The following is a 19,722-nucleotide window of genomic DNA, read 5'->3' as shown; positions in this document are numbered from 1 at the left end:
AACGAGTCCAGTGGACGCCTGGATCGCACGTACACACGGTTTCATATTCGCCCCCAAGGTGGAGATGGTGGGCGAATCGACCCTTCCCAGGCTCGGTTTCACCCGGCCTGGTGCATCTGTCGTCGTACCATATCCCATCGCCGTCCCACACTTAAGGGGCACGGTTCGGGGCAGGCACGTCGTATGGACCCACTGGGATTTGAACCCAGGGCCTCCGCCTTGCAAAGGCGGCGCTCTCCCGCTGAGCTATGGGCCCGGCAGATCCGCACGTTGTCAGCCCTGATAGTTCATAGGTGCCCGGTCGACGGGTGTTCTCGAACACCGGCAACTGGTGATTGTAGGTCAGAACGATGTCGTCCAGAGGACGACGACGTTCGTATGTTACAATCACCAGTTGGTGTAAGGTGGGTTGGGGCAAAGCCCCAATCCCGATCAGTAGGAGGTGATCCAGCCACAGATTCCTCTACGGCTACCTTGTTACGACTTAAGCCCCCTTGCGGAGCCCAGATTCGACCGTCGCATGACGGCCTCATCCGGACCCCACTCGGGTGCTTTGACGGGCGGTGTGTGCAAGGAGCAGGGACGTATTCACCGCGCGCTTCTGACACGCGATTACTACCGAATCCAGCTTCATGCGGGCGGGTTTCAGCCCGCAATCCGAACTACGACTCCGTTTGGAGATTAGCGTCGCCTCTCGGCGTTGCATCCCACTGTCAGAGCCATTGTAGCCCGCGTGTTGCCCGGTCCATTCGGGGCATACTGACCTACCGTTGCCCGTTCCTTCCTCCGCTTTAGCAGCGGCAGTCCTCCTAGTGTACCCAACTACCTCAAGGGTATTGCTGGCAACTAGAAGTGCGGGTCTCGCTCGTTGCCTGACTTAACAGGACGCCTCACGGTACGAGCTGACGGCGGCCATGCACCTCCTCTCAGTAGCGTCGGGTAAAGTCGTCAACCTGACCGTCATTACTACTGTCGGGACCGGTGAGATGTCCGGCGTTGAGTCCAATTAAACCGCAGGCTCCTCCGGTTGTGGTGCTCCCCCGCCAATTCCTTTAAGTTTCATCCTTGCAGACGTACTTCCCAGGCGGCTCGCTTCTCGGCTTCCCTAGGGCGCAGCGCAGGCTCGTAGCCTACGGCACACCTAGCGAGCATCGTTTACAGCTAGGACTACCCGGGTATCTAATCCGGTTCGAGACCCTAGCTTTCGTCCCTCACCGTCGGGTCCGTCTTCCTGAGGTGGTTTCCCCATTGGTGGTCCGTCCAGGATTACAGGATTTCACTCCTACCCCGGACGTACCCCTCAGGTCTTCCGGCCCCAAGCCGGACAGTTTCCGCTGGACGCCGACGCGTTGAGCGCGTCGATTTCCCAACGGACTTGTCCGGCCGGCTACGGACGCTTTAGGCCCAATAATATCGGCCATCACTTGGACTGCCGGTATTACCGCGGCGGCTGGCACCGGTCTTGCCCAGTCCTTGTTCCTGTACCACCTTACGGTACAGAAAAGCGAGGGCTATATGCCCTCGCACTCGGAGTCCCCCTATCGCACTGTCGTGCAGTGTAAAGGTTTCGCGCCTGCTGCGCCCCGTAGGGCCCGGTATCTTGTCTCAGATACCGTCTCCGGGTTCTTGCTCTCACAACCCGTACCGATTATCGGCATGGTGGGCCGTTACCCCACCATCTACCTAATCGGCCGCAGCCACATCCTACAGCGCCGGAACGTTTCTAACTCTCGGCACTCCAGCATGAGAGTTATATCCGCTATTGGCCTCAGTTTCCCGAGGTTATTGCGGTCTGTAGGGTAGTTTGGCCACGTGTTACTGAGCTATATGCCACGGGTCTAAGCCCGTGCGACTAGCATGGCTAAATCGGACTCCGATAGCAATGGCCTCCGGCAGGATCAACCGGAATGTATCCCGGCACAATGCCGGGGGGTTAGGCGGGATCACACCCGGTAAAGGGTGTGGTCGCTATCGAAGGGTGTTCGAGGACACCCGTCGACCGAGTGTCACCGAACTATCAGGGCTAACATCAGATCCCATCTTGACGGCGGACCGCAGGGGTGGAATCCTCATTTCTTCGGACCTGATTGTTGTCTCGAAGCCACCATAAAGGCTTCGAGTTTCGTTGGCGAGCAGGTCCCGCCAGGTCCGTGTCGGCAGGGGTTCGATGCCCCCCGACCGAACGTCGTTCGCATTCATTCCGAGTGCCCTGTTACACTTAAGGGCGTCGGATCGGGCTCGCGTCGAACCGCACGACGCGAGCGACCTTCGCGTTCATTCCGAACACCCTGTTACACTTAAGGGCGTCGGAACGAGTGCGTTCGTTCGGGGGCGTCGGCCCCTGACCGCGTTCGCATTACATTCCGATGAGTGAGCCACACTTAACCCCGTCGAAGGGAGTTGCCTACGGGAAGCGATTACACGGGTGTGAGTGTCCCACACGTGTAGGAACGGCGAATACGGGTGCACAGAGAGACGAGACTAGGAACAAAAGGCTATTCTCGCGCGCACGTGGGCGCGAAGCCGGAACAGGTATGCACTGAAAATGTCGAGAACGCGACCTAGATCTCGTCTAGGTGTTCGACGCCCTGCTTCGAGACGTTCCCTTTCGTGATATCGCCGGGCATCCAGTCGGGTTTGTCGTCCGGTGCCTCCTCGACCCACGCCCATGCTTCATAGATGTGGACCTTGTGGGTCCCTTTCTCCCGTAGTCGTATCTCCTCAGGATCTGCCTGGTCCTCACCGTCAGCCGGATCAAGTCGACGAGCTGCCTTTAACGCAGCCTGTCGTGGTGTTCCGCCCGAGAAGACGCTCGATTCGTCACCGTCTTCGCGCAGTGCGAAGTTGCGCTTGTCACTGTCGGGTGCCATGGTTTTCACCGCTCCATGCCAATTCAGCACATGCCAGAACATAAATATACCCCCCAATCCACCCTCAGCTGGCTGGTGATTTTATATATCGGAGCCAAATCGTGCCGGTGTGGACCCTCAAACCGGTTGGTTCAGACCGGAAATTCGGGGATCTGTCCTCACGCGCGCGCACCAAACCGCCAGCCAGCGGCCGGCAGCACGGTAGACTTAAGTGTATCCTGCGGTGAAGTGCGGAGTAGGATAGCGCGATGGTGCGAAAGAAGAAGCTCAGCCCGAGTGGCGCCAAAGATGAGGACGGCGAGTACCACAACGTACATATCAACATTCACGAGGACGAGCTGGCCGTCGCCGGAATGGAGATCGGCGACGAGGTGTTCGTTCGCGTCCGCGACAACAAGATTATCATTCAGAAGGCCGACCCCGAAGAGGTCGAACACGACTTTTGAGGCACCATCGACGGTGACACAGTGCCACCGGGCGGAGCTTCCGGGGCCAACGCACGGTGCCAGTCGGTCACCACAGTTCTTCGAGTCAATCGAACCACCCACACAATGAGACCTTACGATATCGCGAAACCACTCCTGTTTGCCCTGCCAGCAGAGACCGCTAACCGGAGCGTCCACCGACTGCTGGAGGCAGTCGACGGGACGCGGGTCGCCGACGCGATGGCCGACCGCTACACCGTCGCTGACGACCGACTCGCCGTGGAAGCGTTCGGCCGAACCTTCGACAACCCAATTGGCGTGGCTGCCGGCTTCGACAAGAACGCCACCATCCCCGAAGCGCTGGCGTCGCTCGGATTCGGCTTCGCCGAGGTCGGCGGCGTGACGGCCGAACCACAGACCGGGAACGCCCGCCCGCGGATGTTCCGGCTCAAGGAGGACGAGGCAATCATCAACCGGATGGGGCTGAACAACGACGGGGCCATCGTCATCGGCGAGCGGCTGAAAAACGTCGACGCGCCGTTCCCCGTCGGCGTCAACATCGCCAAGACGGAACACGTTGGCACGGACGCGGCCCCCGAGGACTACCGAACCACGTACGAACACGTCGCCGAGGGCGGGGACTTCTTCGTGGTCAACGTCTCCTGTCCGAACTCCGAAGGGTTCGAGGAGCTCCAGAACCGCGACGCGATGGAAGCAATCCTCGGCGAACTCCAAGATGCGGGCGCAGCCCCCCTACTTGTGAAGCTCTCGCCGGACCTGCCTGAACCGGCAGTCGAAGACGCGCTTGACCTGGTGACCGAACTCGGTCTCGACGGCGTTGTTGCGACGAACACGACCACGGAACGGCCTGCCAGCCTGCGCTCGCCCAACGCCGTCGAGACGGGTGGCCTCTCCGGGAAGCCGATAGAGAATCAGGCGACAGAGATGGTTCGGTTCGTCGCCGAACGCGTCGACGTGCCCGTCGTCGGCGTCGGCGGCGTCTCAACACCCGAGGGCGCGTACCGGAAGATCCGCGCCGGGGCCTCGCTCGTCCAACTGTACACCGGCTTGGTATACCGCGGTCCGTCCATCGCCCGCGAGATCAACGAGGGACTGCTGGACTTGCTTGCAGAGGACGGCTTCGACTCCGTGGAAGACGCCGTCGGCGCGGACCTGTAACTGGCAAATCTTGAAGTACAGTTGCGGCGAACCGCCAGCATGGATGACAGCCCCCGCATCCTCCACATCGCCGCCTGGGACGACCGCTTTCTCGCATGGCTCCTCGACATCCTGCTCGTCGGCGTCGTCCTCTCCGCACTGGGTGAGGCCGCAGGCGTGTTCTCGCTCCTGACCGGCAGCCTCTCAGCGACCACGCCGTTCACCGGTCTGAACGGTCTCGGCCTGTTCGTCTACTGGACGGTCCTCGAAGGCCGGCAGGGCCAGTCGGCCGGAAAGATGGTGATGAACATCGCCGTCACGGACGAGCGCGGTGACGCCATCGACTACGGAACGGCGGCCGTCGAGAGCTTCGGAAAGGCATTCCTGCTCCCTATCGACATCATCGTCGGCTGGCTGGCATACGAGGAGGACGGGGTCCGGCTGTTCAACAAGCTCTCCTCAACCATCGTCATCGAGACCGACGAGGCGGAAGCTGAGAAACCGAGCGACGTGGAGTACGTGTATCCGAGCGAGCGATAGGCCGACCGCGCCTCCGCTACTCCAGCGCGTCCAGGCGGAACTCGAACGCGGCCACTGGCAATTCCAGGTCGTGTTCGACGAGCACCTTCGGATGGATCTCACCGATAACACCGGCCGACTCGCCGTCCAGAACCACTTCGGCGGCGCGTCCGTCGATGAACGACGAATGCGTAGTCGGGGGCGTTTCGAGGTCCTTGTCGAAGGCGTCGGCGAGCGCCTGCAGGCGGGCCTTCGCGTCCTCGTAGGAGGCGTCCGTGCGCGCGAGCGCAGCCGCGACGGTGCGGTGTTCGGCGACACCGGTGTTCTCCGAATCGTCGAGACCGGCGGCCAGCCCGATTTCGGCGAGGTCCTGCGGGTAGCTCCGGTGGGTGTTGTTTTCGAGCACCATCATGATGGAGGGCAGCGCCCACGTCCGGAGGATGGTGTAGTCCTCGCTGTAGGGCTCCTGGATAGTGACCGGGTCGGCCTCGCCGACGGCGTCGCCGTCCGGGTTGTCGGGGTCAAGACCCATCCGCTCGAAGTTCTCAGCCTCGTTTATCATGTGGAAGTTCAGCAGATCCTCGAACCCCAGGCCGACGAGGGCGTCGCGGGCGGCGTCCTCAAGCCGGGACCGCTCGTGGCGGCCGCCGACCGTCGACACGTCGGGGTAGGTCGGTTCGAGGCTGTTGAACCCGAGCGCACGGCCGATGTCGTCGATGATATCGAGCGGGTGGATAACGTCGACGCGATAGGGCGGAACCTCCACCTCGTAGGCCACGCCGTCGTCGGACTCCGTCTCGGTGGCATCGAGGCCAGCCCGTTCGGCGTAGTCGATGACCTCGCGGCCCTCCAGCGAAACACCGAGGATGGACTCGATGCGGTTGTGGGTGACCGTCTTCGTTCGGACCGAGAAATCCGGCCGCTCCAGGGTCTTGCCGGCGTACTCGCCGGGCGCGTCCTCGGCGTAGGACACGTCGACCTTCTCGACCTGGCCGCCGCGGGCGGCGAGCGCGTAGCAGACGATGTTACACATGTGGTCGATAGTCCACTGGTCGGTCCCGGTCATCTCGATGAACAGGTCCCGGGAGTCGACGCTGACCTCGGTCCGGCGGCCGTTGATGACCGGCGGGAACGAGAACAGCCCGATGGCGTCGTAGATGGCCGGCACGCGGTCGAAGTCGGCCACGAGGTCGCCGTAGGTCTGGCCGGTCTCGTGGGATTCGATGACCTCGCTGGGGGTCATCTCCGCGTCGGCGTCAAGCGGGACGAACGTCGCCTCGTCCGGGTCGGCGCTGGTGTAGGTGATGGACTTGCCCGTCTCGTCCGTGACCGAGTCACCCTTCAGCATCGTCAAGTCGTGGACGCCGATAGCGCCTTTCGCCCGCTTGCGGCCCATCGTGGCGTGGAGCTTCTCCTGCAGCTGGATGAGCGATTCCAGTGCGGCCTCGTCCATGTCCAGGCCGCGGACGACAGCGCCGGTGACGTAGGGGCGCTCGTCGGGCTGGTCCTCGACTTCGATAGTCCAGTCGGCACTGTTCGTGTTGGGGATCTCCACCCCGCGGTCGTCGCCGTAGTGGTAGCGCAGCGACCGGGCGACCCCCTCGACGGAGAGGCGGTCCAGTCGGTCCGGCGCGAACTCCAGTTGGAACTCGTCGTCCTCGGTCCAGCCCTCGAACTCCAGCCCGAGGTTGAACAGGTCCGACTTGAGTTCGTCGTCGTCCTTCTCGTTGTGACCGGTCAGATACCGCAGTTCGTCGGGATCGACATCGACGACCGGCATCAGCGAATCACCTCCGTCTCGCGAAGCAGTTCAAGATCACACAGCGTCCCGTGCACGTCGCGGATGTCCTCGAAGCCGTACATGAGCATGAGTAGTCGTTCGAGCGAGAGGCCCCACGCCATCACGTCACACTCGACGCCCAGCGGCGTGAGCACCTCGTCGCGGAAGATACCGGAGTTGCCGACCTCAACAACCTCGCCAGTCTCGGGGTGGGTGCCGAACAGTTCGAAGCTCGGCTCCGTGTAGGGGTTGTAGTGGGGCTTGAACTCCAGGTCGGTGATACCGAACTGCTCGTAGAACTCCGTGAACGTCCCCATCAGGTCCCGCACGGAGAGGTCTTCGGCCATCACCCAGCCTTCAATCTGGAAGAACTCAAGCAGGTGGGTCGGGTCGAGCGTGTCGTTGCGGTACACCTTCTCGACGCTGAAGTAGCGCTCGGGCGGGTCCAACTCACCGACCTGATGGCCGGAGAGATAGCGCATCGACAGCGAGGTGGTGTGGCCGCGCAGGTCCATCCCGCGGGCGATATCTTCGGTCCACGGCGAGTGATAGCCCTCGCCGTCGGGGCCGACGCCCTCCTTGTGGGCCGAGCGGACCCGTTCGACGAGGTCCGGGGGAAGGTGGCCAATTTCCTCGGGCTCCTCCAGGGCGAACTGGTCCCAGTGGGTTCGGGCGGGGTGGTCCTGTGGCATGAACAGGCAGTCGTTGATCCAGAACTGGGCGTCGGCGTGGGGGCCTTCCATCTCCGAAAAGCCCATGCCGACGAGCGTGTCCTTCACGCGGTTGGCCGTCTGGCGGAGGATGTGTTCCTTGCCGTGGCTCACGTCCTCGGCGTCGGCCTCGACGTTGTACTCGGTGAAGGCCACGTCCTCCCACTCGCCGCTGGTGAGCAGCTCGGGGGTGAGCTGGTCGACAGTCTCGGCGGCTTCGACGCCCTCCATCAGCGCAGTGACGCCGTCGTCGGTCAGTCGCACGGAGCGGACGGTCTCCTCGCGCACGTCGAGGAGGCCGCGCCGTTCCAGCTGGTCGAGCGCGTCCGCGTCGGCGTCCGCGACGCGTCCGTCTGCGACGGCCTCCAGCGCCAGCATCTCGGGGTCAGATCCGGGGTCGGCGTCCGGGTTGGCTGTGATTTCGCCGCTGTCGATCTCGCCGTAGGCCTTGCGGGCGTAGTTCGAGAGCGCGATGTCGACTGCGCCGCCGTCGAGGCCCGAGGCCCCGATGGCCTGTCCCATCTGGACCGGGCCGTCAGCCGCACCGGCGTCGATAGCTGCCGCGTAGAGGTCCTGCTCGGGCAGGCTCTCACGGACGTACGTCTCACCTTCCTCGGTGAGTTCGTAGTGCTCCAGCGTCTCCTCGGTGACGGACACCAGCCCGTCGGCTTCGAGTTCGAACGCCGCTCTGGTAGCCGCTTCCGGTTTGAGGTCGGCGTCTGCGGCCACGTCGTCGATACGCCTGTCTTCCTGTGCGTCGGCGGCCTGCAGGACGGCCACCTGTGCCTGTGGTCGTTTCATACGGGTGTCTCGGTCTTGTGGGGATAACCGCGGGTCGCTCAGTTAACGGTTCTCACTTCCTGTTCGCGGTTTCGTCCGACCACGCCTCTCGACGCCGTCAGAGTCCACACACGATCAGGCAGCAAAGAAGAAGCCGAACCCCGGACTGGCGAGTGGCTGGCGAGCGACGCCGGCACGGTGGGATTCGGGTGCCATATCTGAGCGATTGGTGGTAGCGATTAAAAACGTTGCGCGTGTGCCCGTCTCGACACGAAACCAAGCTGTGTCGGTCAGGCACTCAGTCCGCGCTCGTCGGGGCGCGGTCGGAGTCTAAGTCGATGTCGAGTTCGTCGAGCTTGTCTTCCCACTCTTCGCGTTTCTCCTGGTGATCTTCGAGGAACTCGGCCATCAGTTCGGCGGCCTGTTCCTTGCAGCCGCCACAGAGGCGCTCGCCGCCGACACACTCGTCGTAGACCTCCTTCGCAAATTCGTCGTCGTCGCCCGAAAGCAGGTAGGCGTACAGTTCATAGACGGGGCACTCGTCCGCCTTGCCGCCCTTCTCGCGCTGTTCCTCAGCCGTGGAGCGACCGCCGGTCGTGGCCGACTTCACCTTGTCGTACCCGTCTTCGGGGTCGTCCAGCAGCGAGATGTGCGACGCCGGAATCGAGGAGGACATCTTGCCGCCGGTGAGCCCGGTCATGAACCGGTGGTAGATAGAGGACGGCGGCTGGAAGCCGTAGCCCCCGTTGTCGAGTTCGACCTGGCGGGCCAGTTCCTCGGCCTCGGCATGGTCCAGATCGAACGTGTCGATATGCTCGTCGTACACCCGCTTCTCGCCGTCGATGGTCTCGATGAGTGCCTCGAAGGCTACCTCTGTGGCGTTGCGGTCGAGGAAGCGGATGCGCGGGCGGAGCGGTTCCTTCCCGGCCTCGTCGAGTTTGGCGACGACAGACTGGCGGGCGTCGGCGGGCGCGGGCTGGTGGTCGCGTAGCCAGTCGGCGGCCTCGCCACATCGCGGTCGGTCGGCGTCCTCGGCGTACTCCTCGCGGGCGTCGTAGGCCTGCCGGAGCAGCGTCCGTTCGACGGCGTCGGCCTCGAAACTGGCGAAGGCCTCCGTCACGCCGAAGTACCGCATCCGCGCGGCGAGGTCCCGGGCCAGCCGCATGTGGGGGTCCTGGTCCGGGCCGACGGGGATGACCGTCGGCTTCGGCTCGTCCAGTTGCGGGTAGAGGATGTCCGCCATCTGGGTGACAACCGACTGCATGTGGGAGACATCCGTCTCGCCGTCGAAGTCGTAGATGGCCTGCAGTTCCGAGAAGTTCGCCTCCGCACCGAGTTCGAACGCGAGGTCCTGCACCGCGCGGTTGTCGGACTGGCGGTACAGCGTCCCCTCGTCGGGGTCGAATCCGAGCGCGAGCAGCGAGAGGATGTAGTTCGTCGCGTGCTCGTCGATCTCGTCCCAGGAGAGCCCGCGGGCGCTATGAGCTTCGAGGTCCGCGATGAGCGCGTAGGCGTCCCCGCCCTGCTGTTGATGCCAGATGATTTCGTCGAAAACGAGCTTGTGGCCGATGTGGGGGTCACCGGTCGGCATGAACCCCGACAGCGCGGCGAAGGGGTCGTCGTTGCGCATCGCGTCGGCGACCGGTCGATAGTCCCGGTGGCCGAAGATGACCCCCCGGCGCATCAGGTAGTGGGGGTTGGGGACTTCGGGGAGCACCTCGTCGAATTCCTCGATGCCGAACTGCTCGAACAGCTTGCGGTAGTCGGCGATGGTCGAGGAGCCCCACGGGTCGAGCGTCGCCTCGTCGGCCCCTTCGGCCTCAGTGCCGCCGTCCGGAACAATCGGGCCGCCGGAGCGGGCGTCGGACTCCCGCCACTCCCCGCCCGACTGGCGGCGGTCCTCGTCGGGCGATGCGTCGTCGTGGTGGGAGTCGTCCGTTGTCATGGCTGTGGTCGGCTCGCGGTGAGCCACGTTACAGGTGCTTTGGTTCCGGTCGGCGCAAAAAGGGTTCGTTTCCGTACGCTGTCCGGATCGGTACCCGACCGTTGTCCAACGCCGCAGCATTCGACCGTTTCAGGGTGTCAGCCGCTCGACAGCGACCCACTCGATGTCGTCCCCGTCGCTATCGCCGCTATGGCCACTCCCGTCGCCGCCGTCCGCCGTCAGCGCGAACACCATCGTCTTCCGGACGCCGTGGGCCAGGCGCACGTCCAGCGCGAGGTCCCGCGGCTCGAATTGGTGGCCGGCCGGCAGCACCCGAACCAGCAGTTCCGAGTGGCCCAGATTCTCGGCGCTCTCAACCTCGGCGTAGGTCCGGAAGTCAGCGCCGAACTTGAAGCCGGTCTTCGGGGCGACACCGCTGGCCCGGAGGGCAGCGTAGACGGCCAGCCGGCGGTCGAAGCGGTCACCCTCGACCTCGCGGCCCCGCTCGACGACAGCCTCAGCCCCGCCGTCGACGGAGAGCAGTCCCTCTCGTGCGAGATACGCGGCTTCTACGAGCGATAGTTGTATCGCGCCGTCATCATCGAGTCGCTGCCCGTAGAAGGCCTGCTCGTACAGTTCCGCCGGCGGCTCCCAGCACACCACCCGCTCGGCGAGCAGTTCCCCCTCCGTCGCCGGGACGACGGCGTCGCTGGTCCCCGCAACATCTCGCCGGTCGGTGTCGAGGTAGGTCACTTCACTCTCCTCGTCGACGACCGCCAGCACGCACGCGCCGAGGTCGGCGGCGTCCACAGTATCGCGCTCGCCGACGACCCGGATGCGGTAGGCCACCTCGTTGTCCCACGGCCCCTTGCCGCGGGGGTAGACCACGAAATCCGTGCCCGCGGCGTCGTCGACCCACCCCTCTCGGGCCGGCGTGAGGTAGAAGCCGCGGTCCCGGAGGTCCTTGTAGACGGCAAAGTCGACCTCGGAGACGGCCGCCGACCCCAGGAAGGCGCGGAAGTCCATCCCGTCGATACTCTCGATGTCCCCGCGGTAGAGGAGATGTGCGGCCTCCACCGGGGCCAGGTCGATATCGCCGTTGCGGACCTTCCCGTAGCCGCGCGAGTCGTAGAACCGCTCGCGCGCCTCGTAGCCGGCCCGCACGACATCGCCGTCGAGCGTCAGTTCCATACTCGGACGTGGCTCCCGCGGCGACAAAGCCCCTGCGGGTCCGGTCTGTTAGAGCGGCTGTATCGACGCCAACAGCAAACAACATAAAGAACCAGAAAGCCCCGAGAGTCGGTTGGGTAATACGGGCTAAGTAGACTTTCAGGTGGTTCAGAACTGTATCCCCAGCAAACACGGTCTTGTGAACTCACCCCGATTCCGAGCACGTCGAATCGAGACAACGAGTGCCGCCGGCGGTTTCGAACAGCGGCAGGCCACACTCACAGTCGCCGACGACGACGCCGGACGGCATCGAGAAGCCGGTGTCACAGTCGGGGTAGTGTTCACAGCCGGCGAGCAGGCCGCCCCGGCGGAGAACCAGCAGGTCGCCGTCGCAGTTGGGACAGTCCCACTCACGGTCGAAGGCCGCGGTGACCGCGTCGTCCAGCGAATCACAGTCACGGTCGAGACACAGTTCGAAGGCCCGGCCGCGTTCCACCCGAAGTGTCGGGAGTCCGCAATCGTCACAGCGGCCACCGGTGACCGCGGCGTCGCTCGGAATCCCGTACGCGGCGTCACAGCCGGTACAGGTGACTTCGCTCCGGGCGCGGACCAGCGTCCCGGGGCAGTCGGGACAGTCACGCACCGGAACGCCGGCGTTCGAGGCCGGATACCGGGCGCTGCCGTGTTCCTCGTGGGTGACCACGCGGAGCAGTTCGTCGCCGTCGCGGGCGGTCACCGTCCCGTCCTCGATGGTTACGGTTTCGGCGCGCGTGAGCCACGCGACCGGCTGATACCCCGCGGCATCGTGGACGAGTACAGTGTTGTCGGGCTTGACAACGACGAGCACGTCGCCGCGCTGTTCCCGCTCGCGCGATCCCTCGAAAACGGTCGTACACTCACCAGCCATCACACGGGTTCCATCGTGCATGGACCGGCCTGGTCACGTACTGGTATTTGAACATTCTCACGACGGAAATTTAGTTGTGGAATTGATAGCTAAGACCGACAGCCGAGACAGCAGTAAATCGAGGAGAAGAGTAGTCAGCTATGTTGTAATTGTATAGAATTGAGGCTTGGTTTATCCACGTTTATTAACGTTTTGGCCATTAATTATCAACGCGGAGAATGCGGCGGCAAGGGTTAAATTGCGTATTATACGACCCGGTGTATGGACCTGCAGATCAAGCTAATAGTCTTACTTCTTACAATTTCGCTTGCGCCGCTAGCCGGTGTCGGGTTACTGTCAGCCAACAGCATGGGACAGTTAAATCAGGACGCCCAGACCCAGAGCGGGAACTACCTCCGCGGGGCGATGACCGACCAGTTGAACAACAGCGTCGAAGCGCGACAGGAGGGCATCCAGAACCAGATGAACCAGCGCGAGGTCGACGTTCGGTCGCTATCCGATTCCTCGACGATGGAGAACTACCTGGCCGCACAGGACGGCGAGATGGAGCTCGTCCAGGAGTCGAGTCAGCGCCAGCTCGGGTACACGTCCCTCCAGATGCGCACCAGCATCGACAACGCGATGCAGATGGTGCTGGAAAAACAGTACAATGGACAGGACTGGGAAGACCTCTCGCCCTCGGAACAGGAGCAAGTCAAACGGGAAGTCGAGTCGATGATCGGCGGGACGGCCGGGGACCAGACGCGTTCGTCCGGGACCATGTACGACTCGTTCCAGCCCGGCTACTTCGGTGACACGGGGTACGCGTACATCACCGACAGCGACTCCAACGTCGTCGTCCACCACAGCCTCGACGACGGGCACAACCTCGTCGAGGACAGCGGCGGGACGCTGGTCGTCTTCGAGGACATCGAGACCGAGGTCGAATCCAACCAGGCGATCCGCAACGGCGAGGAGTGGGGGGTCGCCGAGTACGAGTGGGAGGACACGACCCAGGAGGGCAACCCCGAGATGACGAAGTTCATCGCCTACACCTACTACGAGCCCTTCGACTGGGTCATCGCCCCGAGCGTCTACTACTACGAACTCCAGGAGACCGCGGTCAACGACGCCGAAAGCGAGATGGCGGATTCCTTCGAGCGGTACCTCCTGACGCGGTCAGTCACCGTCGGTGACGAGGAACACCTGGCGTATGAACACATCACGTTCGCGGGTCCGAACGGGGACGAAATCATCCACACCGACCGGACGGGCCAGGACGTGACCACCGGCTCGGACAGCGCACAGTCTTACGCCGACGCGGACTGGTTCACCAGCGCCGCATCCGGCAGCCAGGGCGAGGCTTACTTCGACGAGGTCCGGACTTCGGACGGCCACGAGACGATGTACATCTCCACGCCGGTGTACAGAGACGGTGAGTTCCGCGGGGTCGTCGCCGCCCAGTTCAACTACTCGCTCATCACCGATACGACGAACCGCGTGACGGTCGGTGAGAGCGGCTACCTCTACATCCTCAACGACCACGGCGAGATCGTCAGCCATCCGGACCAGAGCATGATCGAACAGCGGACGAACGTCGCAGACGGCGAGTACGGTGCGGAACTCGGGACGATCGCACAGAACCAGATGCTCGCCGGTGAGTCAGGGATGACGACGCACACGAAGCAGGTCGAGGGCGAAGGCAACGTCACGAGGTACGCCGGCTTCGCGCCGCTCGAACTCGGTGACAAGCAGTTCACTCTCGTCGCCACCGTCCCCGAACAGGACATCAACGAGCCGATTGCCGCGCTCGCCGCGACGCTCCAGAGCACGACCGACTCCGCACGGAACCTCGTCATCGGGCTGTTCGGTCTCGCGGCCATCGTGGTTTCGGTAACAGGATACGCCGCGGCCCGGTACATCTCGAAGCCGATCGAACAGGTCCGCGACCGGGCGATAGCACTGTCGAAGGGACAGTTCGACCAGACCGACGACATCTCGACCGGTGACGACGAGATCGGCGAGATGGTGACGGCCTTCGAGGACATGCAGGCGAACCTGAACCGGCAGGTCGAACAGATCGAATCCGTCAGCGGCTCGCTCAGCGACGGGCACCTCGACGACGAGATCGAGACCGACATGCCCGGGAAGTTCGGTGAGATCATGGAAGGGCTCGAAGACGGGATGACCCAGCTTAGCGCAAGCTTCACCGAGATCAGCCGGGCGAGCCAGAACATCCGCACCGGGGAGCTGGACCAGGACCTCGACACCGATCTCCCCGGCGACTACGGCGAGGTCATGCGCGAACTCAACTCCGGCCTCACGCAGCTCTCGGAGAGCTTCGACCAGCTCGAGGCCGTGAGCGCGGACCTCCGAGAGGGACACCTCGACCAGGACCTCGACACTGACCTGCCTGGGGCCTACGGCGAGGTCCTCACGAACATCGACGAGGGCCTCGACGCAGTCGACGAGAGCATCGCGCAGGTCCAGTCGATTGCACAGGACGTGAGCGAGGCGAGCACGGAGGTCGCCGCGAGTACGACCGAGATCGAGGAAGCGAGCCAGGAGGTCGCCGAGTCGGTCCAGGAGATATCCAGCGGGGCCGACACCCAATCCGACAACCTCCAGGAAGTCGCCAGCGAGATGAACGACATGTCGGCGACCATCGAGGAGATAGCCTCCTCGTCGGTCGACGTAGCCAACACGGCACAGGATGCAGCCGAGCGAGCGCAGATGGGAAGCGAACAGGCCGCCGAAGCATCCGAGGAGATTCAGGAGATCGAGGACGGGGCCGACGATGCGGTCGACCAGGTCTCGGACCTCCAGACGGAGATGGAGGAGATCAGCGAGATCGTCGCGATGATTACCGACATCGCCGAGCAGACGAACATGCTGGCACTGAACGCCTCCATCGAGGCCGCACGAGCCGGCGAAGCGGGTGAAGGCTTCGCCGTCGTCGCAGACGAGATCAAGTCCCTCGCGTCGGAGGCCGGCGAGGCGAGCGAGGAAGTCGAGTCGCTCATCACCGAGATACAGGACTCGACGGACGAGACGGTCGACGACATCGAAGACATGCGCGACCAGGTCGAGAGCGGCGTCAGGACCACCGAGAACGCCATCGACCTGTTCGACGAGATCGCCGAGGTCGTCGACGACGCTGAGAGCGGCGTCACGGAAATCAGCGACGCCACGGACGAGCAGGCCGCCACGACCGAGGAAGTCGTGGCGATGGTCGACGAGGTCAGCAGCGTCAGCGAGGAGACGGCTGCGGAGGCCAGCAACGTCTCGGCCGCCTCCGAGGAACAGTCCAGTTCGCTCACCAGCGTCTCCGAAAATGTCCGGTCGGTCGCCGGCCTCGCGGACGACCTGGAGGAACTGGTCGACGAGTTCGAGGTCAGCGGCGAGACGGACGCAAGCGAGCTGGATTCAATGGAGATCGACGGGACCGGACCGGCCGCTGTGGACGACTGATCGACCGCGAGTCAGACGGATTCCGATCGCTGTAGGTCCAAACAAACCGCGTCAAGCGTGCTGAATGCGACACCGATTTTTTACGATGGCAGTACGGTGCTGAGATCGCTCCAGCGGATGCGACAGTTGTGCCCGGACTGGGCCGCCGACGAGCACAGCAGGGCCGAGACATCGATACGGCAGTGTGTCGGTACCGCCGCCGGAGTCACAACAGCCAAAGCCGTCGCCGAGTGACTGCACGGTAATGAGCGAATCACCGGTCGCGATCTGTTTCGATATGGACGGCGTCCTCATCCAGTCCGAAGACCACTGGGTCCGCGCCCAGCGCGAGGAAATTCTCCCGACAGCCGCGCCAAACGACGACATCCCCGTCTCGGCCATCACCGGCCGGAACTACCGGGAGCTGTACCCCGAACTGGCCACAGAGTACGACCTCGAAATCAGCCGCGAGGCCTTCGAGGGGCTGTTCGAGGAGTACGGCGAGACGATCTACGGCGAGCAAGCGACCCTGCTCGATGGCGCACACGAGCTACTGGACGACCTTCGGGACGCCGGGGTCGCGCTGGCGTTGACGACCTCCGCGCCCTGGGCCTGGATCGACGTGGCCGACGAGCGCTTCGACCTCCTCTCAAAGTTCGACGTTGCGATCAGCGCAAACGACATCGACGGCCCCGGCAAGCCCGAGCCGGACATCTACGAGCACGGCGCGGCGGAGCTGGGCGTCGCACCAGAGGACTGCTGGGCCGTCGAAGACTCCACCGCGGGCGCACGCGCCGCCGTCACCGCCGGGATGACGACCGTCGGGTTCCGCGGTGACGGCGACGAGACGGACCTCTCGATGGTTCATGAGATCGCAAACGACGCCGCGTCGCTGCGACAAGTGCTGTTAGGCGGTGTGTAACAGCCGTTATACGATCTTTACGGAAAACGACGGAGCGAGAGTGGCAGTGGTATCGTGGCTCGAAGCAGCGGACGAAAACGGTGCGTTCGGCGGTCGAGTACTGGAAGCGATGGGGAGTACCAGAATGACGGGGCGGAGTCAGAAACAGGAATCCGTGTGCCAGGAATGCCAGAACGGAGGGACAACGGCCAGGTCAGGCGGGGTCACCGTAGCCTCGGCCTGCCAGCAGGCCGAAGACGTTGAGGGCAACGACACCCACGAAGATGAGGAAGGTCTGACTGTCCAGTCCGCCCAGCAGCAGCGGCGGGTACGCCAGCGGCGTCACGATAGCCAGCCAGAACGCGATGAACTGCAGGGGACGAGTGAGTGACTGGAGGTCGACACTGCTTTGGGCGGCTTCCATCGGAGAGCGGAAGGGCGATGCACTGGACATTGTGAGCTTCCTCACTTCTTCGTAAGGACCCAGACCCCCATATAAACGCCAGACCCTTGGGGATAATTCGTGTTCTTTTCGAGATGTTAGTCGGATTTCAGCACCTTTCAGCGATATTTCACGGCGCTGTATAACGCTTCTAGAATCCTTTGTAAATTTTATCGCGCCTTCTAAGGTCGTTTCAGCGAACAGGCTGAGACGGTGGTTACCGGACCAGTACGGACCGGGTTTCGGTAATCGTCGGGAGCGGCAGCGTGGGGAACGCGACCTCGACGGTGAACGTGAGTTCGTCCGCGTCCGCGCCGAAAACAGCCACGGGAAGCGTGGCTTCGCCGAGATACGACGGTTTCGCGGTCATCTCACGGTCGTTCACCGTGACTCGCAGGCCCGCGCGGGCGCTGCCGCCGGTGTTTTCGACCGTTACCTCTCGCATATCGTTGTCGCCAGGCGCGATTGTCTCGGGGAAATCACCCCAGTCGACGGAGATGACTGGGAGATCCCGCGCGTTCGCAAGCACTTGCTCGGCGACGCCATCAGAGAGTCCAGCACGGACGAGGCCGTCCTCGCCGGCTTCGACCACGTCGGCGGGTGACGTGAGCCCCGCAGCGGCGAGTTTGCCGGCACGACCGCTGCCAACGCCGTCGATGGCCGTCAGCCCCACCGCGTCGGCGCTGATGCCGTGTTCGACGCGGGCCTCGACCCGGCAGGCCAGGTTCGCGTAGCGGGCCGGCCCCAACGTGTCGACGAACTCTCGCATCGCAGCCAGCAGGCGCAGGGCGTTCTGGCGGATGACCCACGCGTCGCTTTTGAGTTCCGTCGGCGTGGTTCCGGTCATGCCCGAGCGGAGGATGGCCAGCACCTTCCGCTGGCCGGCATCGAGGCTGTCGTCGACGCTGTCTCCCAGCACTGCGTGGACGGCGTCCTCCTCGTCGGAGCGGGCGCTAACGCTGTCGAACTCGGTTGCGCCGGCCACCGCGGTCAACAGGTCGTCGGCGTCCACGGAGACGGCGGAATCCGGGTCGGCGGCGTCCTGACAGCGCTCGGCGATGTCGGCGAACCGCCGTGCGGTGGACAGCCGCAGATAGAACTTCGAGGCTAGCTGCCCCAATCGCGTCGGTTCGACGTTGAGGCCGTCCTGCTCGACGAAGCCCTCGTCGACGAGCGCCGAGAGGGTGTCGCTGACCCGCTGTCGGAGGTCGTTGCCGGCGTCGTACTCGTCGGGGGCCGATTGCGAGCGAGCATAATAAAACGTCGTGGCGAGCCAGTCCATCACGTCGTCCACGTCGTCGATGGTCCCCAGTGCAATCTCGGCGTTCAGGTGGGCGTCGAGTTCCGCGGCCAGCCGGGACTCGATTTCCTTGCCGTCCCGGAGCAGGCGGCGGTACTTGTCGGCGTCCGAGCGGTCACAGACGACCCACGCATAGCCCATATCGTCGTAGCCGGGCCGGCCGGCGCGGCCGAGCATCTGGAGCACGTCGAGGGGGCTCATGTCGACCTCGCCTTCGAGCGGGTCGTGCAGTTTGGTGTCCCGGATGACGACACAGCGGGCGGGGAGGTTCACGCCCCACGCGAGCGTCGAGGTCGAGAAGAGGAGCTGGATCTTGCCCTCCTTGAACCACTGCTCGACTTTGTTCTTGTCCTCGCGCGCGAGGCCGGCGTGGTGAAAGCCCACGCCGTCCAGCACGGACTGGCGGAGCGTGTCGTTCGAGAGGTCGGCGGCGTCGTTGTGAAAGTCGTAGTCCCCGCGTGCGCCCATGGGGATATCGCGCTCGGTGATCTCGTCACGGGCCTTCTTCGCCGCCTGTACCGTGTCCTGGCGCGAGGAAACGAACACGAGCGCCTGCCCCTCCTCGCGGATGTGTGGCTCGGCGAGGTCAAGCGCCCGGTAGAGCCGCCGATACTTGTCGGCGAAGGCGTTCTCGCCGTGGGAGTAGGTCTTCACGTCGGCGTTGAGTGGGACCGGACGGTACTCCTCGCCGAAGGCGAAGGTGGTCTCCTCGGGCGCGTCGAGCCACGCGGCCACGTCGTCGATGTTCGGCATCGTCGCCGACAGCGCCACCACGCGCGGGTCACACAGCCGGCGGAGCCGCGAGACGGTGACTTCGAGCACTGCCCCCCGCCGATCGGAATCCAGCAGGTGAACCTCGTCGATGACACAGCAGTCCACGTCGGTGATGAAGGAGTAGCGGCTGGTCTCGTGTTTCCGGGTGGCCGAGTCGGCTTTCTCCGGCGTCATCACGAGGATATCGGCTCGTTCGGCGCGGCGGGGGTTCAGGTCCCGTTCGCCGGTGACGACGTAGACGGAGTAGCCCAGGTCCTCGAAGCGCTCCCACTCGCTTTCTTTTTCATTTGTGAGCGCGCGCAACGGCGCGAGAAAGAGCGCGGTCCCGTCCTCGGCGAGCGTCTTACAGATTGCCAGTTCGGCCAGTGCGGTCTTTCCGCTGGCCGTCGGTGCGCTGACGACGACGTTGTCGTCGCGGTTCAGCAGGGCCGGCAGCGTCTCCGACTGCATCCGATTGAACTCCTCGAAGGGGAAGGCGTCGGCAAAGTCGGGGAGCACCTCCGCGACCGCCACAGTCGGCTCGCTGTCGGTTCGGGATGGCACGTCACAGTCGCAGTTCCGCGACGGCAAAGGCGTTTCTATGGCGGCGTGTGCGGTGGGGCAATCCCATCATCGGCGGCGGGACGGCCCAAC

General features: G+C 64.0%; 13 protein-coding genes, 1 tRNA gene and 1 rRNA gene. 5 read left to right on the top strand and 10 right to left on the bottom strand.

The features are described from left to right. Positions 1–184: 184 nt before the first annotated feature. The 3 genes from NDI54_RS03810 to NDI54_RS03800 form a co-directional block, all read right to left on the bottom strand. Positions 185–256, bottom strand: a tRNA-Ala gene (locus tag NDI54_RS03810). A gap of 181 nt (positions 257–437) precedes the next feature. Further along, positions 438–1,909 (bottom strand): 16S ribosomal RNA (locus NDI54_RS03805). A 652-nt stretch (positions 1,910–2,561) separates the two neighbouring features. After that, on the bottom strand, positions 2,562–2,870 hold the full coding sequence (locus tag NDI54_RS03800) for a non-histone chromosomal MC1 family protein (RefSeq protein ID WP_137683144.1): 309 nt from the start codon (positions 2,868–2,870) through the stop codon (positions 2,562–2,564). A gap of 248 nt (positions 2,871–3,118) precedes the next feature. On the opposite strand from NDI54_RS03800, the gene NDI54_RS03795 reads away from it, so the two are divergent. The 3 genes from NDI54_RS03795 to NDI54_RS03785 all read left to right on the top strand — a co-directional run bounded on the left by NDI54_RS03795 (position 3,119) and on the right by NDI54_RS03785 (position 4,993). Next, complete coding sequence (locus NDI54_RS03795) at positions 3,119–3,316, top strand: hypothetical protein (RefSeq protein ID WP_004516407.1); 198 nt, start codon at positions 3,119–3,121, stop codon at positions 3,314–3,316. A gap of 105 nt (positions 3,317–3,421) precedes the next feature. Next, positions 3,422–4,474: a quinone-dependent dihydroorotate dehydrogenase gene (locus NDI54_RS03790; protein WP_310895135.1), complete on the top strand. Its 1,053-nt coding sequence runs from the start codon at positions 3,422–3,424 to the stop codon at positions 4,472–4,474. A gap of 39 nt (positions 4,475–4,513) precedes the next feature. Next, complete coding sequence (locus tag NDI54_RS03785; RefSeq protein WP_310895134.1) at positions 4,514–4,993, top strand: RDD family protein; 480 nt, start codon at positions 4,514–4,516, stop codon at positions 4,991–4,993. A gap of 16 nt (positions 4,994–5,009) precedes the next feature. Here NDI54_RS03785 and pheT read toward each other — a convergent pair whose 3' ends face one another. The 5 genes from pheT to NDI54_RS03760 form a co-directional block, all read right to left on the bottom strand. Continuing rightward, the gene (pheT, locus tag NDI54_RS03780) at positions 5,010–6,752 is read right to left on the bottom strand and encodes a phenylalanine--tRNA ligase subunit beta (protein WP_310895133.1); all 1,743 of its coding nucleotides are present in this window, start codon (positions 6,750–6,752) and stop codon (positions 5,010–5,012) included. Continuing rightward, positions 6,752–8,263, bottom strand: a complete 1,512-nt coding sequence (gene pheS, locus NDI54_RS03775; protein ID WP_310895132.1) for a phenylalanine--tRNA ligase subunit alpha — start codon at positions 8,261–8,263, stop codon at positions 6,752–6,754. Before pheS ends, pheT begins: the two co-directional genes overlap by 1 nt. Positions 8,264–8,540: 277 nt before the next feature. Next, positions 8,541–10,187, bottom strand: a complete 1,647-nt coding sequence (locus NDI54_RS03770) for a tryptophan--tRNA ligase (protein WP_310895131.1) — start codon at positions 10,185–10,187, stop codon at positions 8,541–8,543. A 129-nt stretch (positions 10,188–10,316) separates the two neighbouring features. Continuing rightward, positions 10,317–11,357, bottom strand: coding sequence for a tRNA-intron lyase (endA, locus tag NDI54_RS03765; RefSeq protein ID WP_310895130.1), 1,041 nt, complete (start codon positions 11,355–11,357; stop codon positions 10,317–10,319). 184 nt (positions 11,358–11,541) lie between these two features. Next, positions 11,542–12,264, bottom strand: a complete 723-nt coding sequence (locus NDI54_RS03760) for a PDDEXK family nuclease (RefSeq protein ID WP_310895129.1) — start codon at positions 12,262–12,264, stop codon at positions 11,542–11,544. Positions 12,265–12,591: 327 nt separating this feature from the next. Here NDI54_RS03760 and NDI54_RS03755 point away from each other — a divergent pair, with 327 nt between their 5' ends. Together NDI54_RS03755 and NDI54_RS03750 are read left to right on the top strand one after the other, a co-directional pair. Continuing rightward, a complete protein-coding gene (locus NDI54_RS03755) occupies positions 12,592–15,693 on the top strand; it encodes a methyl-accepting chemotaxis protein (protein ID WP_310895128.1) in 3,102 nt (1,033 codons plus the stop codon). 244 nt (positions 15,694–15,937) lie between these two features. After that, positions 15,938–16,594, top strand: a complete 657-nt coding sequence (locus tag NDI54_RS03750) for an HAD family hydrolase (protein WP_310895127.1) — start codon at positions 15,938–15,940, stop codon at positions 16,592–16,594. Positions 16,595–16,787: 193 nt separating this feature from the next. Here the strand turns inward: NDI54_RS03750 and NDI54_RS03745 are convergent, their stop codons facing one another. Beyond that, positions 16,788–17,027, bottom strand: coding sequence for a hypothetical protein (locus NDI54_RS03745; RefSeq protein ID WP_310895126.1), 240 nt, complete (start codon positions 17,025–17,027; stop codon positions 16,788–16,790). 205 nt (positions 17,028–17,232) lie between these two features. After that, complete coding sequence (locus tag NDI54_RS03740) at positions 17,233–19,602, bottom strand: DEAD/DEAH box helicase (protein WP_310895152.1); 2,370 nt, start codon at positions 19,600–19,602, stop codon at positions 17,233–17,235. Positions 19,603–19,722 lie beyond the last annotated feature (120 nt).

Origin of the sequence: Haloarcula terrestris (assembly GCF_031624315.1) — an archaeon.
In the GTDB taxonomy this organism is placed as follows: Archaea; Halobacteriota; Halobacteria; order Halobacteriales; family Haloarculaceae; genus Haloarcula; species Haloarcula terrestris.
Note: the sequence above shows the minus strand (reverse complement) of the source record. Positions and strands in the feature narration are given on the sequence as shown.

Coding starts and splice junctions, on each gene's coding strand:
- NDI54_RS03800 (WP_137683144.1), bottom strand. CDS start 2,870: ATGGCACCCGACAGTGACAAGCGCAACTTCGCACTGCGCGAAGACGGT.
- NDI54_RS03795 (WP_004516407.1), top strand. CDS start 3,119: ATGGTGCGAAAGAAGAAGCTCAGCCCGAGTGGCGCCAAAGATGAGGAC.
- NDI54_RS03790 (WP_310895135.1), top strand. CDS start 3,422: ATGAGACCTTACGATATCGCGAAACCACTCCTGTTTGCCCTGCCAGCA.
- NDI54_RS03785 (WP_310895134.1), top strand. CDS start 4,514: ATGGATGACAGCCCCCGCATCCTCCACATCGCCGCCTGGGACGACCGC.
- pheT (WP_310895133.1), bottom strand. CDS start 6,752: ATGCCGGTCGTCGATGTCGATCCCGACGAACTGCGGTATCTGACCGGT.
- pheS (WP_310895132.1), bottom strand. CDS start 8,263: ATGAAACGACCACAGGCACAGGTGGCCGTCCTGCAGGCCGCCGACGCA.
- NDI54_RS03770 (WP_310895131.1), bottom strand. CDS start 10,187: ATGACAACGGACGACTCCCACCACGACGACGCATCGCCCGACGAGGAC.
- endA (WP_310895130.1), bottom strand. CDS start 11,357: ATGGAACTGACGCTCGACGGCGATGTCGTGCGGGCCGGCTACGAGGCG.
- NDI54_RS03760 (WP_310895129.1), bottom strand. CDS start 12,264: ATGCACGATGGAACCCGTGTGATGGCTGGTGAGTGTACGACCGTTTTC.
- NDI54_RS03755 (WP_310895128.1), top strand. CDS start 12,592: ATGGGACAGTTAAATCAGGACGCCCAGACCCAGAGCGGGAACTACCTC.
- NDI54_RS03750 (WP_310895127.1), top strand. CDS start 15,938: ATGAGCGAATCACCGGTCGCGATCTGTTTCGATATGGACGGCGTCCTC.
- NDI54_RS03745 (WP_310895126.1), bottom strand. CDS start 17,027: ATGTCCAGTGCATCGCCCTTCCGCTCTCCGATGGAAGCCGCCCAAAGC.